General features: G+C 39.6%; 9 protein-coding genes and 1 pseudogene. 5 read left to right on the forward strand and 5 right to left on the reverse strand.

What is annotated here, in order from left to right; genetic code table 11:
* Window positions 1-11: 11 nt before the first annotated feature.
* From AC1M84_RS11260 to AC1M84_RS11275, 4 genes are all read right to left on the reverse strand, one after another.
* Window positions 12-1,727: a proline--tRNA ligase gene (locus AC1M84_RS11260; protein ID WP_481595001.1), complete on the reverse strand. Its 1,716-nt coding sequence runs from the start codon at window positions 1,725-1,727 to the stop codon at window positions 12-14.
* Window positions 1,728-1,821: 94 nt separating this feature from the next.
* Window positions 1,822-4,926, reverse strand: a complete 3,105-nt coding sequence (locus AC1M84_RS11265) for an efflux RND transporter permease subunit (RefSeq protein WP_481589084.1) — start codon at window positions 4,924-4,926, stop codon at window positions 1,822-1,824.
* A gap of 15 nt (window positions 4,927-4,941) precedes the next feature.
* Window positions 4,942-6,063, reverse strand: a complete 1,122-nt coding sequence (locus AC1M84_RS11270; RefSeq protein ID WP_481593617.1) for an efflux RND transporter periplasmic adaptor subunit — start codon at window positions 6,061-6,063, stop codon at window positions 4,942-4,944.
* A gap of 34 nt (window positions 6,064-6,097) precedes the next feature.
* Window positions 6,098-6,742, reverse strand: coding sequence for a hypothetical protein (locus tag AC1M84_RS11275; RefSeq protein ID WP_257227584.1), 645 nt, complete (start codon window positions 6,740-6,742; stop codon window positions 6,098-6,100).
* 276 nt (window positions 6,743-7,018) lie between these two features.
* Between AC1M84_RS11275 and pilG the strand changes: the two genes are divergently transcribed.
* The 5 genes and pseudogenes from pilG (at window position 7,019) to AC1M84_RS11300 (ending at window position 14,069) form a co-directional block, all read left to right on the forward strand.
* On the forward strand, window positions 7,019-7,405 hold the full coding sequence (gene pilG / locus AC1M84_RS11280) for a twitching motility response regulator PilG (RefSeq protein WP_035269072.1): 387 nt from the start codon (window positions 7,019-7,021) through the stop codon (window positions 7,403-7,405).
* An 18-nt stretch (window positions 7,406-7,423) separates the two neighbouring features.
* A complete protein-coding gene (locus AC1M84_RS11285; protein WP_035269071.1) occupies window positions 7,424-7,798 on the forward strand; it encodes a response regulator in 375 nt (124 codons plus the stop codon).
* Complete coding sequence (locus AC1M84_RS11290) at window positions 7,795-8,349, forward strand: chemotaxis protein CheW (RefSeq protein ID WP_481593615.1); 555 nt, start codon at window positions 7,795-7,797, stop codon at window positions 8,347-8,349. Before AC1M84_RS11285 ends, AC1M84_RS11290 begins: the two co-directional genes overlap by 4 nt.
* A gap of 529 nt (window positions 8,350-8,878) precedes the next feature.
* Window positions 8,879-10,003, forward strand: a pseudogene (locus tag AC1M84_RS11295) (methyl-accepting chemotaxis protein); the annotation flags it as partial.
* A gap of 7 nt (window positions 10,004-10,010) precedes the next feature.
* A complete protein-coding gene (locus tag AC1M84_RS11300; RefSeq protein WP_481593614.1) occupies window positions 10,011-14,069 on the forward strand; it encodes a hybrid sensor histidine kinase/response regulator in 4,059 nt (1,352 codons plus the stop codon).
* A 74-nt stretch (window positions 14,070-14,143) separates the two neighbouring features.
* On the opposite strand, the gene dapE is transcribed toward AC1M84_RS11300, so the two are convergent.
* Window positions 14,144-15,277, reverse strand: a complete 1,134-nt coding sequence (gene dapE / locus AC1M84_RS11305; RefSeq protein ID WP_035269063.1) for a succinyl-diaminopimelate desuccinylase — start codon at window positions 15,275-15,277, stop codon at window positions 14,144-14,146.
* Window positions 15,278-15,290 lie beyond the last annotated feature (13 nt).

Raw genomic sequence — 15,290 nt, forward strand, 5'->3', positions numbered from 1 at the left:
TTATGCTCAAATTATTGGGCGATTTTAGCGAGTATTTCTTCTTTACTCAGGTTGCTTGATTCAGTATCAGAACGACCTTTGTACTCAAAAGTACCAGCATCTAAACCTTTTTCACCGATAACAATACGGTGCGGAATACCTGTAATTTCGATATCAGAGAATTTAACGCCTGGTCGTTCATCACGGTCATCTAAAAGCACGTCATAACCAGCAGCTTGAAGTTCTGCATAAAGTGCTTCAGCAGCCTCTACAGTACGAGGAGATTTATGAGCATTCATCGGAACGATTGCGACATGGAAGGGTGCGATAGCAGCAGGCCAAATAATTCCTTTTTCATCGTAATTTTGTTCAATGGCAGCCGCGACTACGCGAGTCACCCCAATACCATAACAACCCATTGTTACAGTGAATGGTTTACCATCCTTACCTAATACTTTGCAGCCCAAAGCTTCAGAGTATTTTTGACCTAATTGGAAAATATGACCAACTTCAATACCACGTTTAATTTGAAGTACACCTTTACCATCTGGAGATGGATCTCCCTCAACAACATTGCGAAGATCATAAACTTCAGTGAATTGAGCATCACGCTCCCAGTTCACACCCGTCGCATGTTTGCCTGCTTCGTTTGCACCTGCAACGAAATCAGACAAAACTGATGCTGCTCGGTCAACGATGACATTAATCCCTTTTTCGACTAAACCTTGAGGACCAACAAAACCAGCGGTTAAGCCTAAAGCACTCAGTTGTTCTTCAGTTGCAAATGCAAGTGGTGATGCAATCAGCGGATGTTTCTCAGCTTTGATTTCGTTTAGCTCATGGTCACCACGAAGGAACAGTGCCACGACAGGCGCAGTTTTACCTTCATCAGCGACTCCTTGTACCAACAAAGCTTTGACAGACTGTTTTGCATCGGTACCTAAGAAAGCAGATACATCAGCTATAGTCTTTTGATTTGGTGTTTCAATAATTTTTAATTCTTGAGTTGGTGTAGCACGTTCACCTACAAGAATCGCTTCAGCCATTTCAATATTGGCTGCATAATCTGATTCAGTTGAGAATGCAATATCGTCTTCACCGCTTGATGCCAATACATGGAATTCATGCGAACCTGAACCGCCAATTGAACCTGTATCCGCCTGTACTGGACGGAAGTCTAAACCTAAACGAGTAAAAATACGGCAATAGGCATCGTACATCGTGTCGTAAGTTTCTTGTAATGAAGCTTGATCTGCATGGAATGAGTAAGCATCTTTCATCACGAATTCACGAGAGCGCATAACGCCAAAACGAGGACGCACTTCATCACGGAATTTAGTTTGAACTTGGTAAAAATTAGCGGGTAATTGTTTATAACTTTTGAGTTCGTTACGTGCTAAATCAGTAATGACTTCTTCATGTGTAGGACCGAGAACAAAAGGGTTGTTGTGACGGTCATTAAAGCGTAAAAGTTCTGGACCATATTGCACATAGCGACCAGATTCTTCCCATAAACTTGCTGGTTGGGTCACAGGCATCAATACTTGTAGTGAACCAGCACGGTCCATTTCTTCGCGAACAATCGCTTCGACTTTATTTAACACACGTACGCCCATTGGCAACCAAGAATATAATCCTGAAGCCAATTTACGAATCATACCCGCACGAAGCATCAGCTGATGAGAGATTACTTCAGCATCACTTGGGGTTTCTCTTAACGTTGCAAATAAAAAGCGACTCGCGCGCATGGAATTTGTCCTAATAATGAGCGTTAAAGCATAAGATTATACGATAAAAAATGAGGTGAGCATTTTGAATGACACCTCATGACAATTCTCTACATTATGACATGAATTTTCGTGTTTGACGCACCATAAAATTCTTAAAGTCATCTAAGTAAGTAAAGATAACGGGAACCACAACTAAGGTCAGCAGGGTGGATGTAATGACGCCCCCAATGACAGCATGCGCCATCGGAGCACTTTGTTCACCTCCTTCACCCAAGCCTAATGCCAATGGCACCATACCCATGACCATCGCACTCGTGGTCATCAGAATGGGTCTAAGTCGTGTTTTACCTGCAGCAATAATGGCATCAAAACGTGTCTCACCGCGATCAATAGCTTTCTTAATAAAGTCAATGAGGAGAATCGCATTCTTGGTTACTAATCCCATTAACATGATGATGCCAATAATGGAGAATAAATTCATTGTTGAGTTAAATAAGAATAATGCAAGGAATACTCCGACCAATGACAATGGTAATGAGGCCATGATCGCCGCAGGATGAATAAAACTATTGAATTGAGAGCCTAAAACAATATAGATAAATACAATAGAAAGTGTAACGGCTGTAACAGCGTACCCAATCGATTCTTCCATATCTGCGTTTGCACCTTGTGTTTCAAAACCATAGCCAGCAGGCATCTCGAAGTTATCTTGCAATGCTTTAATATCTCGACCAATATCACCTGCAGGTCGACCTGAAGTATTGGCTTCAACCATGACTTCACGTGCTAAATCACGACGGTTGATTTGAGATGCACCATAACTTTCTTGTGTGCTTGTTACGCTTGAGAGCGGAACCAAGATAGGTTGATTATTCGCATCCACTTTTTGCGATTTTAAATATAAATTATTGATGTCACTTGGAAGCGTACGTTGATCTTCAGAGAGGCGCAAATTGACATCATAGGTTTCACCTTTTTCGTCTTTCCACGTCGTTACATCATCACCAGCAAGGAGAGGGCGGATCACATTGGCAATTTGGCTGACTGATAATCCTAAATCGTTTGCAAGTACACGATTTACATGCACTTCAAGGGTAGGTTTAGGCTCTTTGAGCGAGCTTTCTAAATCGACGACACCATCAATTTTTGCCATTTCCACCATGAAACGATCAGAAATTTTTTGTAATTCATCTAGCTCAGGTCCTTTGATGGAAATCATGACAGGCTTTTGACCACCAGACACAGTTTCATCTGCTGAAGCAATAGAGGTGAGGGTAATACCCGCCACTGTTTGTAGTCGATCACGAAACTCATTGGTTAAATCAGTCAGTGTCTGAGAGCGCTCTTGACGAGGACTTAAACTGACTCGGATGCTTACATGGTTTTTCCCGCGATCAGTCACCCCATTAATAACGCCGTACGTTCCTTTAACTTCTGGATGCTGTCGAATAATAGATTCAACTTGTTTTAACTTTGCCTGAGAGTATTCGAGTGAAGCATCTACGGGCGTTTCAAATTTGATCCGAATTTCACCTTTATCTGGAACAGGTACAAACTCTGTTCCCACCATTTTCGATAGCGCGAGCGCGCCAAACAGTGAAGCAACAGCAACGACAATTGTTAGAAAGCGGAATCTTAGTGCCAGTTTTAGCAGCTTCTCGTACACTTCATTTAATGAATCAAGTTTATTTGAGATCCCATTGAAGAAGCGTTTCAATGCGCTCGGTTTTTTATTTGGATGATGACGTTCAGCCCAGTGAGCTGAGAGCATTGGATCGAGCGTAAAACTGACAAACATTGAGATCAGTACAGCGGTACTTACTGTCACGCCAAATTGGTAGAAGAAACGACCGATAATACCGCCCATGAATGCAACTGGTAAGAACACCGCAACAATGGTCAAAGTGGTTGCGAGAACTGCCAGCCCAATTTCTTTGGTTCCATCTAAAGCAGCAGTCACATGATCTTTCCCCATATCAGCATGGCGGACAATATTTTCACGTACCACAATTGCATCATCAATAAGAAGACCAATACTTAAAGACAGGGCAAGAAGAGTCATCATATTGATGGTAAAACCAAAAGCCCAAATGAACGTTAATGTGCCGAGTAGGGCGATTGGCAGGGTAAGGCCTGTAATAATCGTCGATCTAAATGAACCTAAAAACAGTAGAACGATGACAACCGCAAGTACACCACCTTCAATAATTGTACGGGCAACATCACCAATACTTGCTCGTATGCCTCGAGATGTATCGACAACTACTTTCAATGTTGTCCCTTGCGGGAGTTGTTGTTCTATACGGTTTAGTGTTTTATAAGCCGCATCTACAACATCAATTACATTTGAATCAGAGCTTCTGAGAATATCCAACGCGACAGCATTTTGACCGTTAATGAATGCACTCGACTCGAGTTCAGCTTGGCTGTCGTAAATTTCAGCTACTTGTTTTAAGTAGATTGGCGTGCCATTTTTACTCGCGACGATGAGATCCCCAAAGGATTGGGGATGAATTACTCTTGATTTAATTTCAACAACCAGCTCTGAATTTGACTGTTTGAGTGTGCCCCCAGGGACTTCAATGTTTTCGCCTTTTAATGTGTTAATGACTTGATCAACGCCAACACCAAGACTTTGTAATTTTTGTGGATTAACTTCAATACGAATTTGACGCTGCGAGTCACCTAGCAGGTTAACTGTACCTACCCCACGAACAGTTCTCAATTGAGGAACAATTTTTTGATCTAAATAAGAGCTGAGCTCTCGGAGTGACATATTCTCAGACTCAAATACCACCGACATGATGGCACCTGCGGAAGGATCATAGCGCTCAACAATAGGATCAGTAATTTCATCACGAAATTCAGCTGTCACTGGCGCAATTTTGTCTCGAATATCTTGAGCTGCAACGGTTGAAGGAACATCCAAATTAAACTCAGTGATAATTGTAGAGAGTCCTTCACTTGACTGCGATATCACTTGTTTAACACCTGAGATCGTATTGATCTGATCTTCCATCTTTTTGGTAATTTCAGATTCAACAGTTTCAGGAGAAGCACCTGGATAAGTGGTATACACGACCACAAATGGGAAATCGACATCAGGGAATTCTTCAACTCCCATTCGTTGCCATGATGATAAGCCCAATACCATCAGGCATAGCATCATCATGATCGTAAAGACAGGATATTTCACACTGATTCGAGTTAACCACATAGTTCAGATCCTGTCTTACTTTGAAGCAATTGAGACTGTTTTATTTAAGTCATCATTGATAAACTTAATTCTACTGATGTAATCCGTTGGCTGAAGACCACTGATCATTGCAATATTCTCGTTGGGTTGTCGATCCAAAATTTGAATATTGGCTTTCTGAATTTTCTGATCACGGATGATCCACAAATAAGGTTTGCCATCTGCATCTTGAATAGTATCAAGCGGAACTTTTTGTCCTTGAATCTGCTTTGTATCTAAGATGAAACCTTCGACAAAAGCACCAATACTCAGTGAATTGATTGATTCATTCGGTTGAGCAAAAAACTCAACCTGACGACTGATTTGATCGGCCATTGGGGAAATGCGTGTTAACTTGGCAGTATAATTTTGGGTAGCCCCTTGAATTTTATATTCAATGTTGTTTCCAATGTTGAGCGCATGTTGAGATTCGACAGGGAGTTTTGCTTGAATCTCCAATTTTTGTGGATCTACGATTTCAAATAATGTTTGACCCATTGAAACGGTTTGACCAGGTTCGACTTGACGTTTGGTAATTACGCCAGAAATGGGGCTACGAATTAATCCATCAGCATCGGCTTTCAGTGCGATATCCACATTTGCTTGCTGAGCTCGTACAGTTTCGAGTTGAGCTTTATGCTCCACTTGACTTTGTTCATATTCAACCTTAGAAATAAATCCTTGATCATAAAGTCGTTTTTTTCGAGTGACCATATTTGCAGCTTGTTGTGCCTGCGCTTGTGCAGAAGCAAGATTAGCGCGAGCTTGTGCGAGTCGGGCTGCATTATCTTGATTATTTAAACGTACCAAGACTTGTCCTTTACTCACCCTTTCACCGACTTGTACAGAGACTTGACTAGCAGTGGCAGTCACTTGCGCTTGAATTGTACTTTGATTCACAGCGCGTATGGTGCCTGTGAAAGCAAATCTCAGATTTGAGACCCCATTTTCAACTTTGACTAAGTCCTGTTGTATTAATTCAATTTTTTGAGGGGTAGATGAGGTTGGCTGTACACTTTCGTCATTTTTTTGACAAGCGGCTAAAAGACAACTCGTACACAGCGTTCCTAATACGAGATATTTCTTAAACTGACTGCTGTGTCGAGTCGCATTCGGCATGTGATAATTCCTTTCCATTCAGACAAACTCTTCTTTATTCAAGAGTTTTTAAGCGCTTGATAATATTGTCGTATTGTGACTGAGTATTTCGATAGTTTGTTTGTAAAGATTCAATATTTTTTTGGATATTACTCATATTCTGTGCATTATAAGTGATTCGATCTTGTAAGTTTTTAGGGACAGGGTTCCCTTTCTTGATATAGGTCTGTTCCTGCTTTTTAAACAATATTCGATCTTGCTCCAGTTGTTGGTACTGTTGTTTTTGAAAGGTGATTTGTTTGTTGATGTTTTTCAACATATCATCACGTTTGTTCGCAGCCACTTTACTAGAACCATAAGCGCGTTTTAAGCGTAGATCTTGTTCATGTTGTTTGGCTTGTTGCGTACGTACAGCACTTTGTTGCTGTTCTTTATCGGCATCATAAGGTCGATTTTTTTTAATCACTTGCATATTACGGTCAAGTGCTTCATAACCGTGACGAATATGCTCTGGTGTTACCGAACTACTAATATTAGCTACGCCATTTTTATCATAATAACGATACCAAGACGGTTTGGTCACTGTGGTATTAGCAATTGCTTCACTGATACATAAACCAAATGTCATCATGATCACTAAGAATGTTTTATGATGAAGATGCTTTAACCCAATTCTTGATTTGTGCGAAAGATTAAACATTGGAATTGGCCCCCGTGATATCAATTCAATTTTTTAATTTTTGCTTTTAATAACAAGCATTTTATGTGGTTCTGGTAAATTTATAAATATAAACCGTTAAATAATTTACGCTTAATCTGATTCACCCTTAAATTCTATGAAGCTTTGTGACACAATCTCTCCGCGAGTACTCAACTGCATTGAAAATCAATGTAATGTTATGTTAGAAAATAATGGTTATTCTCTAAATTAAGCGTTTCATTTTTCTTTAAATCTCATCTCAGGAAGGATCATTCAATGGATGATAATCTGCAAAATATTAAAGTGATGGTCATTGATGATTCAAAAACGATTCGTCGGACCGCAGAAACTTTATTACAGCGTGAAGGATATGACGTTGTAACTGCAGTAGATGGATTTGAAGCATTATCTAAAATTGCTGAAACTCGACCTGATATTATTTTTGTAGATATTATGATGCCGCGTTTAGATGGGTATCAAACGTGCGCATTGTTAAAAAACTCACAAAATTTCCAACATATTCCAGTGGTCATGTTATCCAGTAAAGATGGTATGTTTGATCAGGCAAAAGGACGAGTTGTTGGATCTGATGAATACCTCACGAAACCATTCAGTAAAGATGAGCTATTGAATGCGATTCGTAAACTTGTCGCTTCACGTTAAGTACTGGGAAAACAAAATATGACACGTATCTTAGTGGTAGATGACTCTCCAACAGAAATGTTTAGATTTAAAGAAATTCTGTCCAAAAATGGCTATGAAGTGCTAGAAGCAACCAATGGTGCAGATGGTGTTACCTTGGCGCAAGCAGAGCAACCAGATCTTGTACTTATGGATGTGGTGATGCCTGGTGTGAATGGATTTCAAGCAACTCGGCAAATTGCAAGAGCTGATGTAACGAAGCATATTCCAGTTGTCATTGTCAGTACCAAAGATCAGGATACGGATCGAATTTGGGGCAAAAGACAAGGCGCGGTCGACTACCTGATCAAACCTGTAGATGAATCAAGATTACTTGATGTCATTCAGCAATATTTAAATACAGGCACAGCATGATCACTCAAGATGAAAGTGATCAACAACACTGGTTAACGCAAGCCAGTAATGCTAATTCGGCTCAAGTAAATGAGTACCGTGATGTGCAAAATCAGGACCTCTGGTCTGGTGTATGTTTTAAAGTTGAGCAGCAGCAATTTATTACCCCACTTGGTGATATTGCGGAGGTTAGCCCTTTACTGAGCATTACTTCTTTACCACTTACGCCGCCGTGGTATTTAGGTTTGGCGAATTTGCGAGGTCGAGTACTGACCGTATTAGATCTAAAGCAATTTGCTTTGGGTAAAACCACACAACTACACGCTAATGTTAAAATTTTATGTTTTAACGTGGGGCAAGACTGTGTTGGATTACTTGTGGATGAAGTCCTCGGTGTAAAACATTATAAGAATAATACCTATAGCGCCGGTTCGGATTTGATCGCAGAACCATATAGATTATTTTGCCAAGGTTATTTTCTCGATCATTCAACACCTGTAGCTGTGCTGATGATGAGTCTGCTATATGAGCATGATCGCCTAAAGCATATGTTCACATCTAATTCAATTTAATGTCTAGTCAGCAATAGTTTTTTGGGGGAGCTGAGTGAGTTTACGGTTAAAAAAGACCAGTCGGAATGTGAATGATTCAGATTCCAACACACAGGGATGGAAAGCTTCACTTAAGTTAAAACTTGAACAGTTTTCAGAGCTGTTTGGGCAATCTGCCCAAACGAAGTCTTATTTAATCATGGCTATTATTAGCCTCGTTTGTGCTTTTCTGATTTTATTGTTTCTTATGTTTAATCTCCCACGTACAGTGGAGCAAAGTCGTGGGGTGGGGGAACTGAAATATCTCAATCAAATGATGATTATTCAGACTCAACAGTTTGAGGATAATCCTACAGATTACACATTACAGATTCTCAAAAACTCTCAGCTTATTTTTAGTTCACAACTTGAAAATGTAAAATCAGTTTATTTTTATAGTCCGGCTTTAAATGAAGTAGATCGACTATGGTTAGAGTCTCAAAGCAATATCACGGAGTCTCAGTTACAAAAAATTCAAGTAGCCCTCAATGAAATTCGCACAGGTTCTACGTGGTTACTGATTTTACTGTCACTTTTATTGTTGATTAGTTTATCGAGCTTCACCTTTGCTGTAATTAAACTTTTTATTTTGAGAAGCCAAGAAGATCGTCTGCGTTTAATGGAACTGGTGGATAAAGATAAGAAGAATCAAACCGCGATTTATCGGCTTTTAGATGAAATTGGAGATTTAGCTGAAGGCGATTTGACCAAATATGCTGCGGTTTCTGCAGATTTTACGGGGACAATCGCGGATTCAATTAATGTAGCGATAGATCATTTGCGTGATTTGGTGATGAGAATTAATCAGGCTGCCCAACAAGTTACCCAATATATTCATCAAACTCAGCACATGAGTTCACAATTGGCTCAATCTTCAGAGCTGCAAGCTCGTGAAATCCAAAATACATCGCTCGCCATTCATGACATGGCGGACTCAATTGATCACGTTTCTGAAAATGCAGCGCAATCTGCAAAAGTTGCTCAGCGCGCTGTACTTATCGCAGTGAAGGGTGGGGAAGTGGTTGAACGATCAATAGATGGAATGGATCAAATACGAGGCCAGATTCAAGAAACATCTAAAAAAATTAAAAGGCTGGGTGAATCTACTCAAGAGATTGGAAACTTTGTTGCAACCATTGAAGACATTGCAGGGCAAACGCATCTGTTGGCTTTAAATGCAGCCATTCAAGCCGCAATGGCAGGCGATGCTGGACGAGGTTTTGCTAGTGTTGCTGATGAGGTGCAGCGTTTAGCTGAACGTTCAACTGCTGCGACCAAACATATTGAGATATTGGTAAAAAATATTCAATTAGATACACATGAGGCCGTTCGCTCTATGGAGCAAACAACTTCTGAGGTGGTTAAGGGGACTGGACTTGCTCAAGATGCAGGAGCAGCACTTGCAGATATTCAGTTGATTTCAAAACAGTTGGCTCAACTCATTGCGAATATTTCAGCATCCTCAAAAGTTCAGTCAGCTGCTGCGGGTCAAATTGCGAAAACAATGTCGCTTGTGCAAGATGTCACACGAGAAAATCATGCTTCAACCTTAGATACTGCTCAATCGATAGCAGAACTCACTCAAATGGCTGATTCTTTAAGGAAATCAGTTGCAAACTTCAAATTACCTGAGTGATTGAGCCATGAAAAATAATAATCCTAATAAAATACAATTATATCTTTCAGAAGCACTCCATCGTGCATATATAGATATGCAGCTTCCTCAGGATGAATTAAATTTTGAAGATGAGGAGCTCCTTACGACCTTTGCTGAAGAGCTTAAGGAATTACTTCTAGAAATATCAGAAAATTTTCAAGTCTTATCGAATGATTTAGAACAGGTAAATATTTGGCAAGCTTTGCGCCGTAATTTTCATACCTTAAAGGGTTCAGGTCGAATGCTTGGATTCAACTCAGTTTCTGAGCTTGCATGGACTGTTGAGACAATATTAAATATTAGGCTTGATCAGCAACTTTCATGGAGTCAAATGGTCCTTGAGTATGTTGAGCTGATCTCTCGTATATATCGCTACATTATTGTGCCTAGTTTAACAGTGAAACAAGCGATTCAATTAGATGTTAAACCTCTATTGCTTTTAGGTCGGCAATTAGAACATTCAAATACCATAGATCAATCATTGCATCCTTTGTTGGCGATCAACGCTCATCTCACACAGCTAGATCTAGATTTCAGGATTGAATGTCATTGTTTGAGTGACTCAAATTCACTCTCAGCAACAGCCACAATTGAGAATACTCAAATATGGGATAACGAGGTTCTGCAAAGTTTTTATGCTGAAGCTTCAGAACAATTGAAATCCCTGCAAGATATGTTGGATAAATCCAATCAACAATTTCAGGTGGATACGCTTGCACGTGTTGTCCATTCTCTCAGGGGGAGTTCTGCAATTGTTGGACTTGAGAAAATTGAAGTATTGAGTCAGTCATTCGAAAAAATAATACAACGTAATCCATCTTTTGATACCAACAATAAAGAATTGCAAGCGCTCACAACGCAGTATATTGATTTAATCCAGTATTACTTAGAAAGCTTGCAAACAACAGGTGACAACGTAACGAGACAACAACAGTTTCAGGCATTAGAGCATACATTTTTAATCGCATTGAGAGACTTCTCAGAACAGATTACACAGAACGATCCAAATCTTGATCCGCAAGAGTTACTCAAGAAAATTGTAGATTTGGGTGTAGAAGATGTTTTCCTTATCGATACCTTTGTACAAGATGGTATTTCTAACCTCGTTAGCTCTACACGTACTACTGAACGTTCGACCTTACTGAGTCAACAACTCAGTTCAATTGCTAAATTTGCCATTAAAGTTGATTTTGATCTCCTTCAAAAAATTTCAGAAATTTTGAGTTCAATTCACTTCAACATTGCAAGAGAACCGAATTCAATTGCCTACTCAAATGTCCACCGAGTTTTACAACAAGGGCATGAAAAACTCTTAGAAATATTTGATGAACTTGCTATAGGTCAATTGGCTCAAAATAATGTAGCTTCTCAGCAGCTATTAGGTGATTTAAAACAACTTAATCATGAATACTTCAGCTTTTCCAATCAATCGAATTGCATTTCCAATATAGAACAGGAAAGCGAAGTATCTGCTCGATCCTTAGATGAAACAATTCTGACATTACTCAATATAGATTACGCACTCAAAGATTCAGCGAAAGCAAAACAGGGCTTAGATCGCGAAGTAAGTGGTTTTTTTGTCGAGGAAGCGGAAGAAATCTTGTCTCAAATCGAAGACTTGTTCAATACATGGTTAGAGTATCAAGAAGATGCTACGTGTATCCAAAAAATTATGCGGCAACTGCACACGTTGAAAGGTGGTGCATACATGTTGCAAGCAGATTACTTTGCAAATCTAATCCATGAGCTTGAATCTGTATATCTTCAACTCATTTCAGAGCAACAAATTGATATAAAAAGTTTCATTATTTTGATTAAAGCCTTACAGCAGGATTTGGTACGGCGTGTCAATATCATTAAAACTGAGTCTCTTGATTATCCGATAGAGCAGGCATCAAGGCTTATTCAGGGTTTAATTGAGCTTGGACATTTCAATCTTAAGGGTGGTGACTCGAAGCTGAACTTAGTACATTCGATGCAAAATGATATCACTCACCACATGTCTTCAGATTTTAATATTCATTCAACTTTATCAGCGGACCTTGAAAACAATTTAAGTGATTTAGTCACTACGCATAATAATTCATCAAAGTTTGACTCTTCTTCCATTCAGCAAAACTCACATCAGAATGAACCATCTAACGCTAAGGAGAGTGCTTTACCGCCCCCAATGAGTGGCAATTTGCAAAAGTTTGTGCAATCTGCCGTAGCGAACGAGACACTTTCAGTCTCTACTGCTGTAATTGAAGCAACTCTTAATTTGATTGGGGAGGATTTGATTCAACGTTCGCAAGTTGAAGTAGAGTTAAAATCATATCGGTCAAATTTGGTAGAAATGGATCAAACCATTCAGCGCCTTACTTCACAATTGAGACGGATGGAGGGGGAATTAGAATCCCAAATTTTATTACAACGTAGATTACATAATTCCGCCGAGCATGGGTTTGATCCCTTAGAAATGGATCAATATTCATCACTCAATCAACTCTCTAAATCTATATCAGAGTCAACATCAGACTTGTTAGATATCAGAAACACTCTGCACGAAAAGCTTCAGTCTGCAGAAAGTATATTGATTCAGCAGGCAAGAATACAAAACAACATCCAACACTCGTTGATGCGTACTCGTGTCGTGCCATTCAAGACGATACAAATGCGTCTTGAACGCTTATGCAAGCAACTTTCGATGAATCTGAATAAATCTGTTCAGTTACAGATTGAACATGCAGACATCGAATTAGATCGTAGTATTCTTGAAAAGTTGATCACCTCACTTGAGCATATTCTGCGTAATGCGATTGATCACGGAATTGAGTCAGCAGAACAGCGGTTGAAATTAAATAAACCTGAACAAGCAGTCATGCAACTGACACTGGTGAATCATCACAATGAGCTGAGTATTTTGATCAAGGATGATGGTCGAGGAATTGATCCACAAGAGATTAAGCAAAAAGCTGTTGAATTTGGTTGGCTCAATACTGAACGGGAATATTCTGAAACTGAACTATTACAATTGATTTTTAGACCAGGCTTTACCACTGCTGCAAAATTAACAACGGTTTCAGGACGTGGTGTCGGTTTAGATGTCGTAAAAAGTGAAATACAGGCACTGGGTGGGCATGTTCATGTTACTTCGGAAAGAGGACTAGGAACTTGTTTTGAAATCAGAATTCCTAAATCTTCAATTATTACTGAAGCGTTGATGGTAAAAGTTGCAGATCAATTCTTTGCCTTACCGTTACATCAAATACAACGTGTTGAAATGATCGATAGACATGATTTAAATCACGCGAAACAACAGGGTCAGTTGTTGAGAGTGCATGAAGCAAGTTATCAATTAAACGATTTGGCTGACTTCGTATTGTTAAATCAACATATAAACAGAAACTCACCATATTCAGAAACCCAAAAAGTTCCAGTGATTTTGGTAAATATGCACCAGTCTCAACCTGTGGCTTTATTCGTTGATGAAGTCTTAGGAACTAATTCACAAATTATTGTGAAACAGACTGGGAGGCTGATCCATCAAATTGATTATCTCAGCGGTGTAACCATTATGGGCAGTGGAGAAATTTGCCCAATTTTAAATGTAAATCGTGTGGTTCAATATCTCACTCAGCAGGATTGGTCTATACATCTAGAGTCGAAGCCCTCTAATTTAGAGCATGACAATGAAGCACCTACGATTTTAGTGGTTGATGATTCGGTCACAGTTCGAAAAGTGACATCTAAACTACTGGAGCGCCATGGTTACCAGATTGTTACAGCTATAGATGGTATTGAAGCACTTGAACATTTACAGCACTCAACACCTGCCTTAATGTTAATTGATGTTGAAATGCCAAGAATGGATGGTTTTGAAGTGATGCAATGGCTGAGAAATCAACCACATTTGCAGAACTTACCTGTGGTTATGATCACTTCACGAGTGGGGGATAAGCATAAACAACATGCTCTTGAACTTGGTGTATCGGCTTATATGGGTAAACCTTTCCAAGAAGCAGTGTTGATTGAGCAGATCAATCAGCTTTTAAAACATGATTGAAGTATTTTAAGCGAATTAAAAAAAAGGATGCATTCGCATCCTTTTTTATATTTCATTACTCTTAAATTTTAGCGTTATGCCAATAACTCAATTAAGATTTTTTCATAAATTTCAGCTAAAGGTTCCAAATGTGCGATTTCAACATGTTCATTAATTTGATGGATTGTGGCATTAAGCACTCCCAGTTCGAGTACCTGAGCTCCAGTTGGTGCGATAAAGCGGCCATCTGATGTACCACCACTGGTTGATAATTCTGTTGTCGTACCAGTCACATCCAAAATCGCTTTTTTGGCAGCATTGACGAGCTCACCAACAGGTGTAAGGAATGGTAAACCTGATAGTGTCCACTCGATATCATACTCAACGCCGTGGCGATCTAAAATTTCATGTGTACGTGCTTTTAATTCATCAGCAGTAACTTCTGTAGAATAACGGAAGTTAAATAATAAGTTCATCGTGCCAGGCACAACATTGGTTGCACCCGTTCCAGCAGAAATATTCGAGATTTGGAAAGACGTTGCAGGGAAATACTCATTGCCTTGATCCCATTCTGTCTCACATAATTCAGCAATTGCTTTTGAGGCTGTATGAATTGGGTTAATTGCCAAATGTGGATAGGCCACATGCCCTTGCTTACCTTTCACTGTTAAATTGGCATTGAGAGACCCACGACGGCCATTTTTAACAATGTCACCTAAAGTATTCGTACTTGACGGTTCACCAACTAAACACCATGTCATTTTTTCTTGGCGTGCTTCTAAAGTTTCTACAACTTTCACTGTTCCATTGATAGATGGACCTTCTTCATCTGAAGTGATCAAAAAAGCAATCGAACCTTTGTGGTCTGGATGCTTAGCAACGAAACGTTCAGAGGCAATTACCATGGCTGCCAACGCCGTTTTCATATCTGCACTGCCACGCCCGTATAACTTTCCATCTCTAATTTCTGGGGCGAATGGATCGGAGTTCCACGCTTCTAGATTGCCTGTAGGAACAACATCAGTATGACCCGCAAAACAAAACACAGGTGATTCAGTCCCGCGACGAGCCCATAAGTTATCTACATCTTCAAAACGCATATTTTCAATGTTAAAACCAATCTTTGATAATCGATCAGCCATAATATTTTGACAGTTATGATCGACTGGAGTCACTGAAGGTTGGCGAAGTAATTGTAAGCTTAAATCGAGTGTTGCAGATTGGGTCATGGAGAGAAATCGA

It is taken from the genome of Acinetobacter sp. 24-47-66 (assembly GCF_056779755.1).